Origin of the sequence: Promicromonospora sp. NPDC023987, from assembly GCF_040639055.1 — a bacterium.
Lineage (GTDB): Bacteria > Actinomycetota > Actinomycetes > Actinomycetales > Cellulomonadaceae > Promicromonospora.
Genome location: NZ_JBEZZF010000014.1, coordinates 1 through 19091, shown reverse-complemented (window position 1 = coordinate 19091; position 19091 = coordinate 1). Strand labels below are relative to the sequence as shown.

Below are 19091 nucleotides of genomic sequence, written 5' to 3'. Positions count from 1 at the left end.
CTCGCGGTGGTCGCTGGTCGCGCTTGTCGAGACCAGTCGGCCGAGAATGACCATGCACTTGCTGCCAAGACGATGTCGATCTTGGCAGCAAGTGCATGGTCATTTTCAGTGCCCCACGATCACCCGTTCCGGGCGCTCCGAGTCTGCTCGACAACCGACACCGCCCAGTCCGCCACCTGCGCCCGGGGCACTCCGACGGCGAGCTCGGTGATCCGACCGGCTGCGGCGGCACCGAGGAGCGTCGTGAGCTGGTCGGTGAGGTGCCGGTAGCGGGCGATGTCGTCACCGACGAGCTGGGGCGCGTCATCGGCTGCCTGCACCGCACCCAGCAGGAATGCCGCGTCACGGGGACGCTCGCACGCCGCGAGCAACTCGGCCGCGATGCGCAGCGTGGTCCACAGCTGGGGCCACATCGCGGCCCGGCGTAGGTCGTGCAGCAACGGCATCACCAGATCCAGCGCCTCGCGGTGGCGACCCTGGCGCACCAGCACCGCGAACAGCCCGAGCCGCGCGACATGGTGGACGTGCTCGGACCCGATCCGTTCGGCCTCCGCGGCCGCCTCCCGGAATCGCACCTCCCCTTGCCGCGGATCCTCCTTCGCCTCGACCTCCCCGACGGCATAGAGCGCGAAGGCCCGCGCCGGCTCCGACCCGGCCGCCTCGGCACCGAGCAGCGCGGCGTCGGCGCACGCGCGCGCCGTGGCGAGGTCCCCGTGGTAGCACTCGAGCAGGGCGACGGTGATCGGAGGCTCCGCACGCAGGCCCGGCGCCAACCCCGGCAGCTCCGCGACCCGGTGCAGCCAGTCCGATGCCGCGTCGTAGTCACCGGCATAGAACTCCGAGACGACGTTCGCAAAGCCGGCCAGGAACCCGGTGCCGGCATCGTCGGAGAGCGCGTACGCCGCAGCCGCCAGCTCGCGTGCCCGCTCCAGCTCGCCGCGATCGGTGCAGGCCAGCGCGCCGGCCGCGGTCCCGACGGCCAGGGACGGGTCCCCGGCCTCCGCGCATCGCTCGGCCACCTCGACGATCAGGTCACCGAGCTCGATGCCCGGCAACCAGTGCGGGCACTGTCGGACGCATCCGACCAAGGGGGCCGCTACGTCGAGTCGTCCTACCGCCAGGGTCCACCGCACGGCGGCGGCAAGGTCGGGGCCGGCGCGGACCAAGCTCTCCCCGGCCGCTACGGCCCTGCCCGAGTTCCAGTCACGGGCGGCCCGCGCCACCCGCTCACCCGCCCACTCAGCGTGGGCGCAGCGAACCGCATCGGCCTCTCCCGAGGCGGTCAGCAACCCATCGGCGTACGCCCGCACCAACGCCAGCATCCGGAAGCGCACCGCGACGCCACGCTCTTCCCGCACCAGCAGGTGGGACTCGACCAGTTCGCCGAGCGCGGCAACCACCCCGCCGTCTCCCGGCCAGAGGGACAGCCGGCCGGTCAGGCTGGTCACGTCGTCGGTGACGAAGCTCCCTACGAACACCGACAGCTGGCCCAGCAGACGCCGTTCCGACGCGCTCAGCAGCCGTACGGACCACTCCACGACTGCCCGCAGATCAGGAAGCGGTTCGTCCGCCGCCGACCCGTCGAGGCCGTCGAGGACGTCTCCGACACCGAGGGTTGCGGCCCGGGACGCGGCCATCTCCAGCGCGAGGGGCAGTCCGTCGAGGCGACGGCACACCGTGGCGACCGACTCGGCGTTCCCGGCGGTGAGCTCGAATCCCGGGCGCAGCCGACGCACCCGGTCGACGAACAGCTGTACGGCGGGATCGGTGCCGGGCCCGGAGGTCGTGTCGCCGGTCGCGGGCACCGGGAACGGCGCCAAAGGCACCACCCGTTCGGACGTCACGCCCAGCCGGTGGCGGCTCGTGGCCAGGACGCGCACGCGGGCACAGCGGCGTATCACGGCGTCGACGACCTCGGCAACCTCCTCCAGGAGGTGCTCGCAATTGTCCAGGACCACGAGCGCGCGGTCGATGCTGAGGTATTCGAGCAGGTCGCGGGTGACGTTCCCGGCCCGCGGCCGGAGCCCGAACGCATCGGCGACCGCGGTGGCTGCGCGCCCGGGCGGCACCGACGCCAGCTCGACCACCATGACGGGGAGGCCGAGCCGTTCCACCAGCCGCGGCAGGCCTTGTGCCACCAACCTGGACTTTCCGACACCGCCGACGCCGGTGACCGTGACGGTGCGGCTGTCGGCGACCGCCGTCACCAGGTCGTCGAGGGTGGCGTCCCGGCCGAAGAACGCGGTGGAGGTGTCCAGCCACGCCGGGACGGTCGGCACCGCCCCGCCATGGGCCGGCAGGAGGTCGTGGCCGAGGATGCGGGCCTCCAGGTCACGGAGTGCCGGGGACGGGTCGAGGCCCAGCTCCTCGGCCAGGATCGTCCGATGCCTTCGGTAGCGGTCGAGGGCATCAGCCTGTCGGCCCGCGCGGTAGAGCCCGGTCAGCAGCAGTTGTACGGCGCGCTCGCGGAACGGGTGGTCGACCAGCAGCGCCTCGACCAGCCGGACCGCTTCCTCGGACGCTCCGGCGTCGAGGAGGGCCGCCGACCGGTCCTCGGTCACCTCGAGGCGCAGCCGCTCCAGCCGCTCCGCCTCTGGTGCGGCGAAGTCCCGGTCGGCGAACTCGGCGTACGCGGGGCCGCGCCAGAGCCCCAGGGCTTCCCGCAACAGGTCGGCCGCTCGTTGCGGCGGGGCACCCTGGGCGCGTTCGGCGAGCGCAGCAAATCGGTCGGCGTCGATCGCGCCGCCTTCGATCTCGAGCGTGTAGCCGCCGGGTCCCACGGTCAGGGCCGCCGCGCCGAGGAGGGTGCGCAGGCGCGACACGACCGTGTGGAGGGAGGCGCGGGGATCACGCGGCAGGTCGTCCGACCATGCCGCCTCGACCAGCGCGTCAGCGGTGACCGGCCGCCCCGCGTGGACCAGCAGGCAGGCGAGCACGGCACGCCGACGTCCGGGCGGCACCGGAACCTGCTCTCCCCCGGACGCCACCTCCATCCGCCCCAGCACGCTGAAACGAAGGTCGCTCATTGGCCCAACTCTGCACCGATGCGCGTGAAAGGTCCATGAAACCGGTCCGGCGCACTGTGGTCACCCATCCACCGAGGAGGAGACATGACCACCACCGAGATCGATATGCAACGGGTCGGTGAGTTCGCCCAACAGGTCGCCGGAGTACTGACCGGCGGTGCCACCGCGGCACTCATGGTCGTCGGCGACCGGCTCGGCCTGTACGCCGCGCTCGCCGGATCCGGGCCGCTCACTCCGACCGAGCTCGCCGAGCTCACCGGCACCACCGAGCGCTACGTCCGGGAGTGGCTGGCGCAGCAGGCTGCCGTCAGGTTCCTCGACCACGATCCCGAGGCCGGCACGTTCGAGCTGACGCCCGAGCGTGCCGCCGTCCTGGCCGACGACGACTCACCGGCCGCGATGATCGGTGCGGCGCCGATGATCACCGGGCTGCACCGTCGTACCGACGACGTCGTCGCGGCGTTCCGCAGCGGCGACGGCATCCCGTGGGCGAACCAGGACCCGATGATCTTCGAGTCCGCCGAGCGCTTCTTCCGGGTCAGCTACCGCAACAGCCTGGTGGCCGAGTGGATCCCCGCACTGCACGGCGTCCACGAGAAGCTGCAGGCCGGCGCCTACGTCGCCGACATCGGCTGTGGGCACGGGGCGCCGCTGGTGCTGCTCGCCGAGGCATACCCCGCCAGCCGGTTCGTCGGCTTCGACATCCACGAGCCGTCCGTGGTCACCGCACGCCGGCGTGCCGCGGACGCTGGGGTGTCGGACCGGGTGAGCTTCGAGGTGTCGCACTGCCATGGCTACCCGCAGGACGGGTACGACATGGTCACCTTCTTCGACGCCTTCCACGACCTCGGCGACCCGACCGGAGCGGCGGCGTACGCGCGGGCCTCGCTGGCCGACGACGGCACGCTGATGTTGGTCGAGCCCCGCGCCTGCGACGAGCTGGCCAGCACGCTGCGGGAGATCCCCACTGCCGCGCTCAACTACGCCGCGTCGACCTTCCTCTGCACGCCGAACTCGCGATCACAACCGGGCGCCGCCGCCCTCGGTCCGTTGGCCGGGCCCGCCCGGCTGAAGCAGGTTCTCGCCGATGCGGGCTTCTCGTCCGTGCGCACGGCCGCGGAGAACGACTTCAACGCGGTCTACGAGGCGAGGCCCTGACGCACGGTCAGCGGTTGCTAGCCCGCCTGGTCAGGCCGGCCGCATGGCTCACCAGGTCACGCGCCGGTCTCTCCGGCGGGTGCGGACCGGCCGCGAAGTCTCGCATGGCTCCGCCTACGTTGCTGACCATGGCGACGGAACGTCAATGCATACCCTCTGTCGCAGACGACAACCATCGTGACCATCGGAGAGCGACACGTGGTCATCATGTCCTCAGCGCTCGGCGCGGACAAGAACGGGCGGACCGTCAACAGCCAGAACGTCGACGCCATCGCCGAGATTCACGACTCGATCTCGGTTGCCTCGTAGACCGACCGCGGATTCGGCATGCTGCAGGTCCGGTGGACGATGCGGGGCGGCACGATCTGAAGGCGCGGGCGGCGGTCGAGTCAGTCGCCGATTCTCCTGCCCTCGTGCCGACCAGCTGCGAAGGCCACCGGCGCCACCGCTGCCACCCGGTCCGGCGTCCGACGCCGGTAGTAGGCGATTGTCAGCACCGCGAGCAACGGGCCCCATGCCACCAACGGCACGTAGCAGACCAGGAGCACCGCCTTCTGCGCGACCGTCGGGAAGAAGTAGTCCAGGCCACCGCTGGTCGTCCCGGTCAGCACGTTGACGACGGCGAACGTCCAGATCCCGGTCAGCGCGGCCGCGCCGAGGGCTGCCGGGACGGTCGCGGCGAACCGGTGGACCGGTCGTCCGCCGACGAGCGGCAGCCAGCCCGGCACCACCTCGCCCCACCGTTGGACCAGTCCGAGGGACAGCAGCGCCAGCAGCTCGGCGAAGACCGAGAGGCCGACGATCTGCACGCGTTCCGAGAACGGCAGCACGATGGTGGTGTTGACGACCGGGAGCCCGGCGACCAGGGCGATCCGCCACAGGCCGGACGGAAGCGTGATCAGGGCGAGGACATGGGCCAGCCGGTGCACGCCCGGCGTGACTCCTGTGGCGGGCCGCAGCATCGAATCGATGGATGAGCTCATGTCTTCGATCGTCGCGGGGACGGGGCCCGGACGAATCCCCCGCGCATGTGAGCCCGCTCCCCCGAACGGGTGACTCCGTCGAGACTGACCATGTACCTGCTGCCAGGATCGACCACGTCCTGGCAGCAGGTACATGGTCAACGGCGGTCAGCAGCAACCTCCCGCACCGGCTCGAACCGGTCGTGCTCCGTCTGGCACACCCCTTCGCCGTGGGTCAGCCCCGGCAGGTCGCGCTGCAGGGCAGCGACGCTCCCCGCCGGGATCTCGCCCCGCACGACGGCGATCCCGACGCCGGCGACACCCGACTCCATCGGCAATCCGCCCAGCCGACCCACCAGCGAGGTCACCGGGCCGACGACGTCGTCGGGCAGCTCGATCACGAACCGGTGGACCGGTTCGCACACCACCGTGCCCGCTCGCCGGACGGCGGCGGCCAGCACGCGCGGCGTCAGCCCGCGGAAGTCCGCTCCGGTGCTGGACATCGCCTTGTTGAACTTCTGGTGCATGTGGCTCTGCCGCGGCGAGTAGCCCGAGTGCGTCATGACCACCCGGGCGTCCGGGACCGGCCACCGCAGCGACCCGCGCGCCAGCTCCCGGCGCACGGTGTCCTCGACGGCGTCGAAGAAGGCCGGCGGCATCGATCCGCGCTCGCACTCGAGGTCGAACGTCACGCCCGAACCGGCGGTGACGGGTTCGACCCGCAGCCCGATCGTGGCCAGGAACTCGTTGCCGTCCTGCTTCTTCACCTCGAGCGCGTGACCGGTGCCGACGATCCGCTCCTGGCGAGCCGTGCGGACCTCGCCGAACCGCGCCTGGACCCCGTACTCGCGCACGAGGACCGCGGCCAGCACCTCGCGCTGGACCTCGCCGTACAGCGAGACGGTGATCTCCTCGTCGCGCCGCCGCACGCGGATCAGCGGGTCCTGCTCGGCCAGCTCGGTGAGCGCCGCGTACAGCCGCCCGCGGTCCGCCGGGTCGACGTCGACCACCGTCTCGTACGACGGCGGCGGGAACTGGCTCGCCCGCTCGTCCCCTGGCAGCGCCCGCCCGACGACGTCACCGACCCGCGCCGTCGACAGCCCGTGCACGACGGCGATCTGCCCGTCTGCGGCCGTGTCCCGCGACTGGAGCGAACCACGATGCGCGACGCGCAGGCCGGTGATGCGCTCGGCCCGCCCGTGGCCAAGGTCGACCTTGTCGCGGACCTGCAGCGCGCCGGACCGCATCCGGACGAACGCCCGCTTCCAGCCACCTTCCCGGTCGATGGCGAAGACCACGCCGGACCGCCCTTCGACGTCCGACCCCGCGGCCGCGCCGCCACCGGTGCCCGACACGGGCAGGTAGGTGCCCAGCGCGGCGGCCAGCTCGGGCACACCGGCGCCGGTCGCCGCCGACCCGAACAGCACGGGATGCGCGCTCCCCCGCCGTGCCTCGTCCGCGAGCCAGGCGTGGAGAACATCGTCCGGGAGCGGCGCGACCCGGGCCGACGGCGTTCCGGCGGCCAGCACCCGCTGCACCGGCAGCACGTCGGGGCTGAGGCGGCGGGCGACGGCGTCAGCCACCTCCTGCGGGCGCGCCCCGCGGCGGTCGATCTTGTTCACGAACACGATCACCGGCAGGTGCAGCCGCTGCAGGGCGCGCATCAGCACGAGGGTCTGCGCCTGCACGCCCTCGACGGCGGACAGCACGACGACGGCGCCGTCGAGCACGGCGAGGCTGCGGTCCACCTCGGCGATGAAGTCCGGGTGGCCGGGCGTGTCCAGCACGTTGACCGTGACGTCGCCGGCGGGGAACGACGCGACGGACGCCCGGATGGTGATGCCACGCTCGCGCTCCAGCGCGAGCGTGTCGGTGGTGGTGTCGCCGCCGTCCACGGTGCCGGGGCGGTCGATCACGCCCGCGTGGTGCAGCAGGCGCTCGGTCAGGCTGGTCTTACCGGCGTCGACATGGGCGACGATCCCGAGGTTGAGGTACGACAAAAGCTGTCACGTCCGTTGTGCGGAGGGTCAGGGCACGGGGCGTGACAGCTGTCATCGGTGTTCCAATCGCTCGGGTCGGGTACCGCACCACGATGCTCCGTCGCGGGATGGCGGAGCAACGCTTTTTCGGTCTTGGTCCTAGCCCCGGAGCGCGACCCGCCGGCCTCGCGGCGGCAGTTGGCCGGCGAGCACCGCCGCGAGCGCCAGCACGAGCCCGGCGACCTGGACGGGCGTCAGGGTCTCGCCGAGCAGGCCGACGCCGATCCCAGCGGCGACCAGGGGTGCGAGCGGGCCGAGGAACGCCACGGACGTGACGGGCAGGCGCCCGATCCCCCGGAACCAGAGCACGTACGCGATGAGGCCGCCGACCAGTCCCAGCCAGAGGTAGCCGAGAGCGGCCCTGCCGTCGACGGCGGGCGGCGGGCCCTCGGTGAGCAGGGTGATCGGGAGCAGGAAGAGCCCACCGGCGGTCAGCTGCCAGCCGGCGGACGCGATCGGGCCGACGCCGGCGGGTCGGCCCCAGCGCTTGGTCAGGGCGACGCCGAGTGCCATGGATACCGCGCCGCCGAGCCCGGCCGCGACGCCGACCGCGTCGAGCCGTGCGTCCGGCCCGAGCACGACGAGGCCGACGCCCACGACACCGGCTCCGCCCCAGACCAGCTTGTGCACGGACAGGGGTTCGCCCAGCACCGGCAGCGCGAGGAGGGCGACGACCACGGGCGTGATCGCGCCGAAGGTGGCCGCCACGCCGCCCGGCAGCCGTTCGGCGGTGAGGAAGAGCAGGGGGAAGAAGAGTCCGATGTTGAGGATGCCGAGCACCGCGCTCTTCCACCACCACGATCCGTTGGGCAGCGCCCTGGTCGGGGCTGTCCCGCCGTTCCCGGCACTGACCTGCCGGGTGAACCTGCCGAGCAGCGCACCGATGGCGATGGCGGCGAGGCCGGCGGGCAGCGCGCGGACGAGGCCGGCGAAGAGCGGGTACCCCGCGGGAAGCATCTCGGTGGTGACGAAGTACGTGGTGCCCCAGACCATCGGGACGAGTGCCGTCACGACGGTGAGCGCCGCCGTCCGGCTGCCGTCCGAGGGAAGCATCGTGGTGGTCATGGCCCTCAGTCTTCGTGCGGAGCAGCAATGAGTCCAACACATCCTTTTCATGCGATCGATCGTGCTGCACGATTGATCGTGTGGAACTGCAACAGCTGCGCTACGTCGTGGCGGTCGCCGAGACGTCGAACTTCACCAGGGCAGCGGAACGCTGCCACGTGGTCCAGTCGGCGCTGAGCCACCAGATCAAGCGGCTCGAGCACGAGCTCGGGGCGCCGCTCTTCGCCCGGACCAGTCGCCAGGTCCGGCTGACGCCGGCGGGCGAGGCGTTTCTCCCCGCCGCCCGGCAGGCTCTCGAGGCCGCCGAGCGTGCCGCGGCGGACGCGGCGGCGACGGTCGGCGAGGTCCGCGGCCGGCTCAGCGTCGGCGTCATCCCGACGGTCGCCGCGGTCGACGTGCTCGCTGCCCTGCGCGAGCTGCGCAACCGCCATCCGCAGGTGCGCGTCTCGCTGCGCACCGGACCGAGCGACCAGCTGACGTCGGACGTGGCGGGCGGGCGGCTCGACGTGGCGTTCCTCGGCCTGCCGAGCACCGCGCGGCCCACGGGCGTGTGCTGGCACGAGCTCGCCCGCGACCGTCTGGTCGCCGTGCTCGCCCCGGACCATCCGCTGGCGGGCGCCCACGACCTGGGTCTCGCGGACCTCGCGGCCGAGCCGTTCGTCGACTTCCCGTACGGGTCTGCCGGGCGGGCTCAGACCGATCAGGCCTTCGCGCGTTCCGGGCTCGGCCGGGACGTGGCCTTCGAGGTCACCGACGCGCACCTCATGGCAGAGGTGATCCGCCACGGGCTGGCGATCGGCTTCCTGCCCTCGACCTATCTCCGGCGCGCGCCCGAGCTCGGCGGGCTGGCCGTCGTCACCGTGACAGACGCTCCGAGCCGCGTCGAGCACGTCGTCTGGGGCAAGCCGGGCCCCACGCCGGCGACCCGTGCGTTCCTGACGGCGATCGGGCTGCCGGCGGTCTCCCCGTGACCCCCTATGGCACCACCTCGACCGCCACCGTCACGGTCTGGTTCCGCGTCCGGTTCGTCTCGTTCGTGTTGGGGTACGGCGGGTCGACGTCGCCCGCGCTGGCCACGTCCACCGCGCTCAGCGGGATCCCGCTGCCCGAGGAGAGCACCTGCGCCGCCGCGAGCGCCCGGGCCAGCCCTACCTCGGCGTTGCTCGCGTAGGGTCCACCCGGGACCGGAGCGGTGTCGCTGGTGTGCCCCACGACCGTCACGTCGATGTCGGCGGCGTCACCGAGCAGCTCCGCGAGACCGGTCAGGGCGTCGGCGCCACGGTCCGACGTCTCGGCGCCGCCGGCCAGGAACACCGGCCCGTCGAACGTCACGAGGACCGAGCGCGTGTCGAGCGTGGTGGCCCAGCGCGGGTCCTCCAGCGCGTCCCGCACGTCCCGGAGCTGCGCCCGGTTGCCGGACGCCGCGCTGTCCGGCGCGGCACCGTCCGCCGTCTGCTGGCTCGACCCCGCCTCGTCCGACGGCGCCAGTGCACGGATCTCACCGATCTCTTGCCGTAGCCGGGTGAGCTCCTGGGCGACCGCTGGGTCGGCCCGCTGGTCCGACGTCGGCCCCGGGGCGAGGGCCCAGCCTGCGGCGGCTCCCCCGCCGGCGAGCAGCAGGCAGGCCGCCACGGCGCCGACGGCCGCATCCCCGCCGGAGCGCTTTCCGGCCCAGGTCTCGCGGATCCGGCGACGCCCGTCGCGCGCCCCGGCGTGCTCGGGGTCCAGGTGCTCGACGCGGGCCCAGCACGCGTCCGCATGGGCGAGGTCGCCGAGCTGGGCGTGCACGCGGGCCAGCAGGTCGAGCACCTCGACGTCGTCGCTGTCGCGGCCGCCCAGCGTGTCGAGCAGGCGCCGCGCGGCGTCGTACCGCCCGGCGCGGGCGTGCAGCGCGGCCTCGCGGAGGGTGCCCTCGCCCATGGCGGCCTCGACGACGGCGCTCACCGCGCACCGCCGTTGCCCAGGAGCCCGTCCCCGAACATCGACGGGGCCGTGGCGCTTCCGCCGGCCCGGCCGACGAACCGGCTGAGCCGGGCGTTGATGCCGGCGAGCCGGTTGACGTCACCTCCGGCGACCGCGGCGCGCCCGTCGGCGAGGAGGCGCTGCACCTCCGGGCGGGGGTCGCCGTCCAGGTCGCTCTCCAGACCCGCGAACCGGATCAGCGGAAGCTGCCCACTGTCCCGGAACACCCGGATGGCGATGGACCTGACCTCGTCGGTCCGACGTTCGATCACCGTCCGGTTGCCGTCCGCGATGGCTTCCTCGAGCTCGACCTCTGCCCTGTGCAGCTCGGCCGCGTAGCGGCCGCCGCCCGCGTCCTCCACGACCTCGCGCGCGATGCCCTGTGCCATCCGTCCCTCCTCGACGACCTTTGGCAGCTCCAGCAGCTCGTCGACCTCGTCGAGCGCGGAATCGGCGTCGAGCAGCCGCGCCTGGCAGGTCGCTATCGCGTCCTGGTCCGCCTCGGACTGTCGCAGGAGCCGGTCGATCTCGTCGATGATCCCGTCCGAGTCCAACCGGTCCAGGCGGGCGAGCGCTTCAGTGGCGCTGATCTGGTCGCCCTGGCTCCGCAGCTCGTGGTATCTGCCGTCGAGTGCCGCGCGGGCCGCCCTGAGGTCCGCGAGGCTCGGCAGCACGGACCGCCCGAGGTCGACGTCGATGACGAACTCGGCGTCGAGGAAGGGGATGTACGCCTCCGCCTTCATGCTGAAGCTGGTGTCGACCCGCACGACCACCTCGACCTCCATACCCACGGGAAGATCACGCTCGATGTCGTCCGCGCGAAGGTCGAGCTGCCCCACCACCGTGTTGCGATCGGCGCGCGCGTGCTCGCCGGACAGGATGGGGATGCGCACCAGGCCGTCGCCGGACTTCTTGCTGACCGCCTGCGTCGTCCGCAGCCCGCGGACGCTTCCCGTGCTCGGCAGCTCCGTGTTGAGTGCGACCAGGGGCGCCACGACGTTGCCGGTGAGGCCTACGCCGACGGAGTGGCTCATGGTCGGGGCGCCGCCCATGCCACCGCTCTTGCGCTGGTAGGTGAGGCCCGGCCGGTCGGTCGCGATCTCGTTGCCCTCCGGGTCGCGCAGGATCGCGGTGAACGAGTGGGTGGTGAAGTCCTCGGCGTTCAGGCGTACGGAGAACGACCCGTCCGCGCGGAGCGCGACGGTCCCGGTGCTCCAAGGCGGGAGCGCCGTCGTGTTGCGGACCTCGATGGAGCTGCCGCTCCAGTCCGTCACGTCGTCCGCCTGGGCTCGCCCGCCGAGCAGCGGGTCGTGGTCCAGACCGGCCGGCGCGTACTCGAGGTTCAGCCGTGCCCGGCCCGGCACGACCGGAGCCTTCCTCCGGATCTCCTCGGGGATGCGCTGCGTCCTGGCATAGACAGCCGCACCACGCGCTACCACCGTCATCGGGTCGAGGCTGTGGTCGAGCGGGATGCCGAGGCCCTCGTCCGGGTCGGCCAGCATCTGGCGCACCAGCGCGAGCTGGGACGAACCGCCGACCAGCAGGACCCGTTCGAACGCCTCTGGCCTGACCCCGCTCTGCGCCAGCGACTGCCGGCACAGCCGGATCGAGCTGGCCACCAACGGACGTGCGATGGCGGCGAGATCGGAACGCGTCAGCACGCACGTGAAGTCGACCTCACGACCGGCCTCGATCTTGAAGTCCGCCTCCAGCTCGACGGTCTCCTGCTGGGACAGCTCGATCTTCGCCGCCTCCGCCAGCGCCTTCAGCTTCGCGAGCACACCGCGGTGATAACGGTCGTCGGGTGAGGCGTCGCTCAGGCCGTGCTCCTGCTGGAGCCTTGGCAGCAGGATGTCCTCCACGATCGCCCAGTCGATCCGCTTGCCGCCCAGCGTGTTGTCACCGGCGTGGTCGACGACGAGGAACTCGCCGTCCTCGATCTTGACCACTGCGGCATCGAACGTGCCGCCGCCGAAGTCGTAGACGAGCCAGAACCCCTTGTCGGGGAGCTTGTCGGCATCGGCCGTGTACGCCCACACGGCGGCGGTCGGCTCCTGCAGGAGCGGCGCGTAGCGCAGGCCCGCAAGCTCGGCGGCCCGCCTCGTCGCGGCCGTCTGGTCCACGGTGAACGCGGCAGGGACCGTGATCACCGCCGTCTCGACCGGCTCGTCCGATCGCCGCTGCACATCGCCGCGCACCGACTTGAGCACCTCCGCCGACAGCTCCTCCGGCGACATGGTGCGGCCCGACGCCTCGAACAGCTTGTCCTGGTCGCGTCGACCCATGCGGAGCTTGAACTCCGCACACGAGTTGTCGGGGTCGGACACCGTACGGTCCCCGGCCTTCTGCCCGACGAGCACGTTCCCCGAGCGGCTCACGTACACGGCCGACGGCGTGAACTCGACGTTGTGGTTGTTACGGACCACCTCGGCGCTCGCGCCCTTCGCCACGGCGACGGCACTGTTGGTGGTACCCAGGTCGATCCCGATGTCGATGGTGTCGCGCATCGTCATGCCTCCTTCTTCTCCGGTACCGCCACGATCACTTCCCCTTCTTGGATGACCCGCCCGGCACGGCGTACCGAGGGCCGGATCGTCTCCACCACCGTCTCCTCCGTGACCGTCGGATCGTCCTGGTAGGCCAGCACGCGCAGGTCCATCCCCACGTCGAAGCGCAGTCCGTCGTGTCCCCGTACCTCGATCCCGGCACCGGCGAGGCCGTCCGCGGCGGCACCCAGATAGCGGCTCGTCCAGCGCACGGCACGCGGTGGGTCCTGTTCGGCTCCTGGTCCGTCCACCTTGTTGCGAGCCCGCCAGATCTCGGTCACCAGGTCCGCGACCACCTCGTCCGTCAGGTCGCCCGGCAGACCTCCTGCCAGATCGTCGGGCGGGTCGTCGGGCGCCGTCGGCGATGACGCCACCAACGGGCCGTGCGCAGGGACCGGTGGTGCCGGCGACGCCGGGCCGGGGCCCGCGACCGGCGGCAGGATCCGGAACTCGGCCGGGAACCGGCGCTGCCGGGACCAGTCCGCCAGGCTGGAGACGCCCTGCCGGCGTCGTGGTAAGGCATTCACCGATCTACTCCTTCGCGTTGGTGTGCCGGTGCGTGGGGCTCCGGTGGGATTCGGGTCTGGCTCCGCTGTCATCGGGAGTCCTGGGAAGCATCGAAGATCCGCCGCGCGACATAGGTGGCCACGGCCCCTCCGGCAAGAACGCCCACAACGGACGCGGCCGGTCCGAGGCCGAGCAAGCTGACGAACCACCAGGACGCGAGACCAGCGAGCACGAAGACGGCGATCAGGAGCACCACGCGTCTGGGGTCGCCTTGCCCTCGGCCGGACCGCGGCCTGCCACGGGAGCCACCCCGCAGCCCGAGGCTCACGAGGTCTGCGATGTTGTTGTCCAGGAGCGTGCCGACGGACGAGGACGACGCGAGCGTGCGGGCCTCACGGAGCAGGTCGAGGACGGAGCCGGCCGACAGGGCGGCAGGCGCGGACTCCAGGTACTCGTTGACGTACCCGAGCACGCAGTTGTTGACACCGCGCGCCACCTCGTCCCGGCAGGCGGTGACCAAGTCGTCGTCGTCACCCAGGACCGCCGCCATGGTGGCCAGCGCCGTCGACGTCTCGTCGAGCAGGGCTGCCGCGGCCGAGAGTCCCGCGGTCGGGGCGACGCCGCGCGCGGTCTCACAGGCCCGCCGGACCCGGTCGGCGGCCGGTTCGACGGCGGCGCGGGCCACGTCACGCACCTGCCTCGGTTCGAACATGGCCTCTTCGAGCACCGCCATGTGGCTCTCCGCGTCGGCCGGAACGACGTCGGCGGACCGCACGGCCAGGCCGACGGACACGCCGATCACATGCTCGGGCAGCCGGTCACGCAGCGCGCGGAGCACGGCGACGGACAGCCGCGGATCATCGATCTCCGCGGCGCGCGCACGGACCCACGCCCACGTGTGCTCCGCGGCGAGCACCTTCGACCAGAGGCGCAGGCTGGTCTCCCAGTCCGTCCAGGCCGCCGCGTCGGCCACGGTCCCGTCGGCACCGGTCGCCTCGAGCGCCCGGCTGTGGGCGAAGATCGCGGGGCCTGCATCGTGCCTGCCGACGTCGGCCGGCCCCAGCCAGAACAGCTCGTGCACGAGCCGGGCCACCGGGTCGCGCAGCACCTCGAAGGCCGCGCGCAACGCGTCGGCGTCGTCCGACGGCGGCAGCGGCAGGTCGCCATCGGGCGTCGACGTCGCGTAGTACGGGTTCTCGGTCTCCTCGCGGTGCCTGCGCACCTGCCGGGACGACGCGTCGGTGGGCAGCCCCGTGACCCGGAACGCGTTGTTCCGGTAGAGGCCGTGGCCCTCGAGGGGGCGCAGCACGCGATCGAGGTCGCGCCGGACGTCAGCTGTGGTGCTCATCGCGGCACCCCTTCCCCGTTGGTACGGTCCCAGCGGCTGTCGCGCCAGGGGGCGAGCTCGTGGCCCAGCTCGGCCGCGTCGGCGTGCCGGCGCCGCAGGTCCGGCGCGAGGGCGCGCAGGACCACCTGCGCCAGATCGTCGTCCACGTGCCGGTTGAGGTCTCGCGGTGAGATCGGCGGCTCCCGGTGCTGGGCGCCGAACACGGTGAACGGCACGTCCGAGTACGGCAGGAGGTCCGTCAGCAGGAGGTAGGCGAGAGTCCCGACGGCGTACACGTCGCCGGCCGGGGAGGCGCCCTGGCCGTATCGGAGTGCCTCCGGCGCCATGAACGCGAGGGTGCCCTCCGAGCTGGTCAGACCCGTCTCGGCGTCGGCACGCCGGGCCAGCCCGAAGTCCCCGACCCGCACCCGGAGCCGCCCCTGGTCGAACCCGACGAGGACGTTCCACGGCGTCACGTCGCGGTGGACGATCGGCGGGTCGGACCGGTGGGCCACGGCAAGCCCCGCGCAGAGCTGCACGAGGATCTCGACGACGTCGCCGAGCGGTATGCCGTCCGGGTGCGACCGGCGGAAGTCGTCGAGGTTCCCTGCCGCCACGTACTCCATGGTGAAGAACCCGCGGTCGCCGGCGGGCGTCGTGACCGTGCCCGCGTCGAAGACCCGCACGATGTTCGGGTGACCGATCTTCGAGAGCAGCACGGCCTCACCGAGCATCCGTCGCGTCTGCGCCAGCGTGCCGACCCGTTTCAGGACCTTCATGGCCTGGCGGCCCAGGAACCGGTGCCGTACCCGGTAGACCTCGGAGTAGGCGCCCTGGCCGAGGTAGCGCTCTACCTCGTACGCGTCGCCGATCCGGCGGCCCTCGGTGAGCAAGCGCACTGATGTGATCTCCCGTCCGCGACTGTGGTGGACGGAAGGTTGGCACGCACGGTGCGGGACCCCTCCCGCTCGGGTCACCCAGGGGCCAAGCGCGATGACCATGTACCTGCTGCCAAGAATCAGCCGGTTCTGGCAGCAGCTACATGGTCATCTCAGTCACTCCGCGCCGTAGAACACCCGCTCCATCACGGCGCGGGCCCGCCGGGCCAGCCGCAGGTACAGCTCTTCGAGCTCCGGCCCCGTGCCGACGTCGCCGAGCAGGCGCGCGATCCCGGTCAGGGCGTGGCTGTCGTGCGGCAGCATGTCCACGCCCTGACCGGTGGTCCGGCCCGACCACAGCACGATCGCCGAGCGCAGCCGCGACGCGAGCCGCCAGGCCTCCAGCAGCACCTCCGCGTCGTCGTCGGTCAGGAGGTCCGCCTCCCGGGCCGCCTTCAGCGCGGCGACGGTGCCGGTGGTCCGCAGGCCCGGCACCTCGAACGCGTGCTGGAGCTGCAGCAGCTGGACCGTCCACTCGACGTCGGACACGCCGCCCCGGCCCAGCTTCAGGTGGCGCGCCGGGTCGGCGCCGCGCGGCAGCCGCTCCGACTCGACACGGGCCTTGATGCGTCGCACCTCGCGCAGGACCGCCGCGTCCGGTCCACCTTCCGGGTAGCGCAGCGGGTCGATGAGCGCGGTGAACCGCGCACCCAGCGACGCACCGCCCTCGGCGCCGGGGCCCAGGTCGAGCTCGCGGCTCAGGTCGGGCACGCCGCCGGCAGCCGCACCGGCATCCGCCGCACCAGCCGCACCGACGGCGACCGCACCAGCCGCACCGCCGTCCGACAGCGAGGCCGCCACCGCGCCCTCCTCCGGGCCCCCCGCCGCGACCACGCTCAGCGTGCCGGAGAGCGCGCGCGCCCGCAGGAGCGCCTGCGCCTCCCAGGGCGACGACCAGCGGCTGTAGTACTCCACATAGGACTTGAAGGACCGCACGAGGGGCCCGTTGCGGCCCTCTGGGCGCAGGTCGGCGTCCACGGGCAGGCCGGGCTCGGACCCGACGGCGGAGAGGATGCGCCGCAGGTCCTTCGCCACGGTCAGGGCGTAGTCGTTGGCCTCCTTGTCCGGCGCGCCGCCCACCGCCTCGTAGACGAACATGACGTCGGCGTCGGAGCCGTACCCCAGCTCCTGACCACCCAGGCGGCCCATGGCCACGATCAGCAGCCGCGCGGGCTCGTCCCCGCGGGCGACCCGCCGCGCGGCGCGGGCCTCGTGCTCCGCGATGCGCAGCCCGCCGGCCAGGACGACGTCGGCGGCGTCCGAGATGGCCTTCGCCGCGTCGACCGGACCGAGGGCGCCCAGCACCTCGGCGACGCCGGTACGAGCCAGCTCACGCCGGCGCAGGGCGCGCAACGCGATGGTGGCGCTGTCCACCTCCTGCGCCCGGCCGAGCAGGGCGTCGGCCTCCGCGGCCAGCCGCCGCACCCCGCGCGGCGCGAGCGAGTCGGACTCGGCGAGCCAGCGCACCGACTCCGGCGACCTGCCGATGGCGTCCGCGAGGTACCGGGACGAGGAGAGCACCTGGGCCAGCCGCGACGCCGCCTCGGCGGAGTCGCGCAGCAGCCGGAGGTACCAGTGCGTGGAGCCCAGCGTGTCGGACAGCTTCCGGAACGCGAGCAGCCCCTCGTCCGGGTCGGCCCCCTCCGCGAACCAGCCCAGCAGGACCGGCAGCAGCTGCCGCTGGATCGCCGCACGCCGTGAGACACCGTCGGTCAGGGCCTGGACGTGCCGCATGGCGCCTGCCGGGTCGCGGTAGCCGATCGCGGCGAACCGGGCCATCGCGGCCCGCGGCGCGAGCGACGCCTCGCCCGTCGACAGCAGGGCCGTCGCCGGCAGCAGCGGCCGGTAGTAGACGGCCTCGTGCAGGTCACGCACCTCGCGGCGCACCGAGCGCCAGGTCTTGACGAGGTCGTCCGCTCCGCCCTGGCCCAGCCCGCGCGCGATGCGCCGCAGCTCGGCCTCCGCCGTCGGCATCAGGTGGGTGCGACGCAGCCGGAAGAGCTGGATCCGATGCTCCAGGGCGCGCAGGAACCGGTAGCACTCCCCCATCCGGCGGGCGTGCTCGCGTCCGACGTAACCGCCCTTCGACAGCGCCGACAAGGCGTCGAGAGTCGTTCGCGACCGGATGTCCTCGTCCGCCCGCCCGTGCACGAGCTGCAGCAGCTGCACGGTGAACTCGACGTCGCGCAGGCCGCCCTTGCCGAGCTTGACCTGCCGGTCCGCCTCGGCCACCGGCACGTTGTCCTCGACACGCTTGCGCATCGCGCGGGCGTCCTCGACGAAGTTGGGCCGTTCGACGGCCTGCCACACCAGCGGCCCGACGGCGGCCCCGTACTCCTCTCCCAGCGCCAGGTCGCCGGCGACGGTGCGCGCCTTGAGCAGCGCCTGGAACTCCCACGTCACCGCCCACCGCTCGTAGTACGCGAGATGGCTGGCCAGCGTCCGCACGAGCGGCCCCTGCTTGCCCTCGGGCCGCAGCGACGCGTCGACCTGCCACAGCGCAGGCTCCGCCGAAGGACCGGAGCACACCTGTGCGAGCCGACCCGCGAGCCGCGTCGCGACCCGCAGGGCGTGGTCCTCGTCGCACGCCGGTGCGCCGTCGGGCAGCCGGCCGGGCTCGGCGACGTAGATGACGTCGACGTCCGAGATGTAGTTCAGCTCCTGCCCACCGGTCTTGCCCATGCCCACGACGGCCAGGCGCACGCCGACGGCATGGTCGTCCTCGTCGGCGCGCGCGACGGCCAGCGCGCCCTCCAGCGCGGCGGCAGCCAGGTCCGCGAGCGCTGCCCCGACGGCGGGCAGCACCGCCGTCGGCTCGGGTGCGGTGACGTCGGTGGCGGCGATCCGCAGCAGCCGCGCCCGGTACGCACGGCGCAGCCGGTCGGTGTACGACGGCGGAGCGCCGTCGCCCGTCCCCGCCCGGTCGGCCGGCACGTGGGTGCCCGCGACCGGCTCCTGAGCCTCCGGGTCCGCGTCGACGGCCCGCAGCAGCTCGGCGCGGACCGCGTCGGCGGGCACGCCGGTGCCCGGTGTGCGGTCACAGATCAGGTCGAGCAGGGCGGGATGGCGAACGAGCTCGTCGCCGAGCGCTGAGGACGCGCCCAGCACGCGCAGCAGCCGGTCGCGCGCGGACGGGCGGGGCGGCTCGTCGTCGTCGCCCCGGGGTTCGACGGGCTCGCCCTCCGTGACGGCGAGGACCGGGCGCAGCCGGTCCGGGGCCGCGGCGGCGAGGCGGACGAGCTGGAGGAGCGCGAGGTCGGGATCGGCGACTGCGGTGAGCGAGCGCAGCAGCGCGGCGTCGGCAGGTTCGAGGGTGACCGGGCCGCGGTGGGGCCCGGGCGGGCGGTCCGCGCCCCTGGCGCCCTTCGGCCTGGCGTCCAGGACCGACATCAGGTCCGGGTCGCGCCACAGCGTGGCGGACCGGGTGAGGTCGGCGAAACCGGCCCGGATCAGGTGGGTCGTCAGGGTGGGACTGGCGATTGGGACTAAGTCGTAACAAGGTAGCCGTACCGGAAGGTGCGGCTGGATCACCTCCTTTCTAAGGAGCTCATCTCCATCAGG

At 72.9% G+C, this 19091-nt stretch carries 12 protein-coding genes; 3 read left to right on the top strand and 9 right to left on the bottom strand.

Annotated elements, in window-relative coordinates:
* Window positions 1-119: 119 nt before the first annotated feature.
* The gene (locus AB0F40_RS09055; RefSeq protein ID WP_357465855.1) at window positions 120-3026 is read right to left on the bottom strand and encodes a BTAD domain-containing putative transcriptional regulator; all 2907 of its coding nucleotides are present in this window, start codon (window positions 3024-3026) and stop codon (window positions 120-122) included.
* An 84-nt stretch (window positions 3027-3110) separates the two neighbouring features.
* Between AB0F40_RS09055 and AB0F40_RS09050 the strand changes: the two genes are divergently transcribed.
* Together AB0F40_RS09050 and AB0F40_RS09045 are read left to right on the top strand one after the other, a co-directional pair.
* Window positions 3111-4184 carry a class I SAM-dependent methyltransferase gene (locus tag AB0F40_RS09050; RefSeq protein ID WP_357465852.1) on the top strand — a complete coding sequence of 358 codons (1074 nt, stop codon included), beginning with the start codon at window positions 3111-3113 and terminating at the stop codon, window positions 4182-4184.
* A gap of 177 nt (window positions 4185-4361) precedes the next feature.
* The gene (locus tag AB0F40_RS09045) at window positions 4362-4493 is read left to right on the top strand and encodes a hypothetical protein (RefSeq protein ID WP_357465851.1); all 132 of its coding nucleotides are present in this window, start codon (window positions 4362-4364) and stop codon (window positions 4491-4493) included.
* 80 nt (window positions 4494-4573) lie between these two features.
* Here AB0F40_RS09045 and AB0F40_RS09040 read toward each other — a convergent pair whose 3' ends face one another.
* From AB0F40_RS09040 to AB0F40_RS09030, 3 genes are all read right to left on the bottom strand, one after another.
* Window positions 4574-5167 (bottom strand): hypothetical protein, encoded by a 594-nt coding sequence (locus AB0F40_RS09040; RefSeq protein WP_357465849.1) that lies wholly within the window; start codon window positions 5165-5167, stop codon window positions 4574-4576.
* A 137-nt stretch (window positions 5168-5304) separates the two neighbouring features.
* On the bottom strand, window positions 5305-7146 hold the full coding sequence (locus tag AB0F40_RS09035) for a translation factor GTPase family protein (RefSeq protein WP_357465847.1): 1842 nt from the start codon (window positions 7144-7146) through the stop codon (window positions 5305-5307).
* Window positions 7147-7284: 138 nt separating this feature from the next.
* Window positions 7285-8250 (bottom strand): EamA family transporter, encoded by a 966-nt coding sequence (locus tag AB0F40_RS09030; protein WP_357465845.1) that lies wholly within the window; start codon window positions 8248-8250, stop codon window positions 7285-7287.
* 80 nt (window positions 8251-8330) lie between these two features.
* On the opposite strand from AB0F40_RS09030, the gene AB0F40_RS09025 reads away from it, so the two are divergent.
* Window positions 8331-9221 (top strand): LysR family transcriptional regulator, encoded by an 891-nt coding sequence (locus tag AB0F40_RS09025; RefSeq protein ID WP_357465843.1) that lies wholly within the window; start codon window positions 8331-8333, stop codon window positions 9219-9221.
* Between the two features lie 4 nt (window positions 9222-9225).
* On the opposite strand, the gene AB0F40_RS09020 is transcribed toward AB0F40_RS09025, so the two are convergent.
* The 5 genes from AB0F40_RS09020 to AB0F40_RS09000 form a co-directional block, all read right to left on the bottom strand.
* Window positions 9226-10194 carry an OmpA family protein gene (locus AB0F40_RS09020; RefSeq protein ID WP_357465841.1) on the bottom strand — a complete coding sequence of 323 codons (969 nt, stop codon included), beginning with the start codon at window positions 10192-10194 and terminating at the stop codon, window positions 9226-9228.
* Complete coding sequence (locus AB0F40_RS09015; protein ID WP_357465839.1) at window positions 10191-12719, bottom strand: Hsp70 family protein; 2529 nt, start codon at window positions 12717-12719, stop codon at window positions 10191-10193. Before AB0F40_RS09015 ends, AB0F40_RS09020 begins: the two co-directional genes overlap by 4 nt.
* A 2-nt stretch (window positions 12720-12721) precedes the next feature.
* Window positions 12722-13285: a hypothetical protein gene (locus tag AB0F40_RS09010; protein ID WP_357465837.1), complete on the bottom strand. Its 564-nt coding sequence runs from the start codon at window positions 13283-13285 to the stop codon at window positions 12722-12724.
* Between the two features lie 68 nt (window positions 13286-13353).
* The gene (locus tag AB0F40_RS09005) at window positions 13354-14613 is read right to left on the bottom strand and encodes a hypothetical protein (RefSeq protein ID WP_357465835.1); all 1260 of its coding nucleotides are present in this window, start codon (window positions 14611-14613) and stop codon (window positions 13354-13356) included.
* Window positions 14610-15491, bottom strand: coding sequence for a serine/threonine-protein kinase (locus tag AB0F40_RS09000; protein WP_357465833.1), 882 nt, complete (start codon window positions 15489-15491; stop codon window positions 14610-14612). Before AB0F40_RS09000 ends, AB0F40_RS09005 begins: the two co-directional genes overlap by 4 nt.
* Window positions 15492-19091: the final 3600 nt, after the last annotated feature.

What these genes read in the sequence shown, in the direction of transcription:
- AB0F40_RS09055 (WP_357465855.1), bottom strand. Translation starts at nt 3,026, where the DNA reads ATGAGCGACCTTCGTTTCAGCGTGCTGGGGCGGATGGAGGTGGCGTCC.
- AB0F40_RS09050 (WP_357465852.1), top strand. Translation starts at nt 3,111, where the DNA reads ATGACCACCACCGAGATCGATATGCAACGGGTCGGTGAGTTCGCCCAA.
- AB0F40_RS09040 (WP_357465849.1), bottom strand. Translation starts at nt 5,167, where the DNA reads ATGAGCTCATCCATCGATTCGATGCTGCGGCCCGCCACAGGAGTCACG.
- AB0F40_RS09030 (WP_357465845.1), bottom strand. Translation starts at nt 8,250, where the DNA reads ATGACCACCACGATGCTTCCCTCGGACGGCAGCCGGACGGCGGCGCTC.
- AB0F40_RS09015 (WP_357465839.1), bottom strand. Translation starts at nt 12,719, where the DNA reads ATGCGCGACACCATCGACATCGGGATCGACCTGGGTACCACCAACAGT.
- AB0F40_RS09005 (WP_357465835.1), bottom strand. Translation starts at nt 14,613, where the DNA reads ATGAGCACCACAGCTGACGTCCGGCGCGACCTCGATCGCGTGCTGCGC.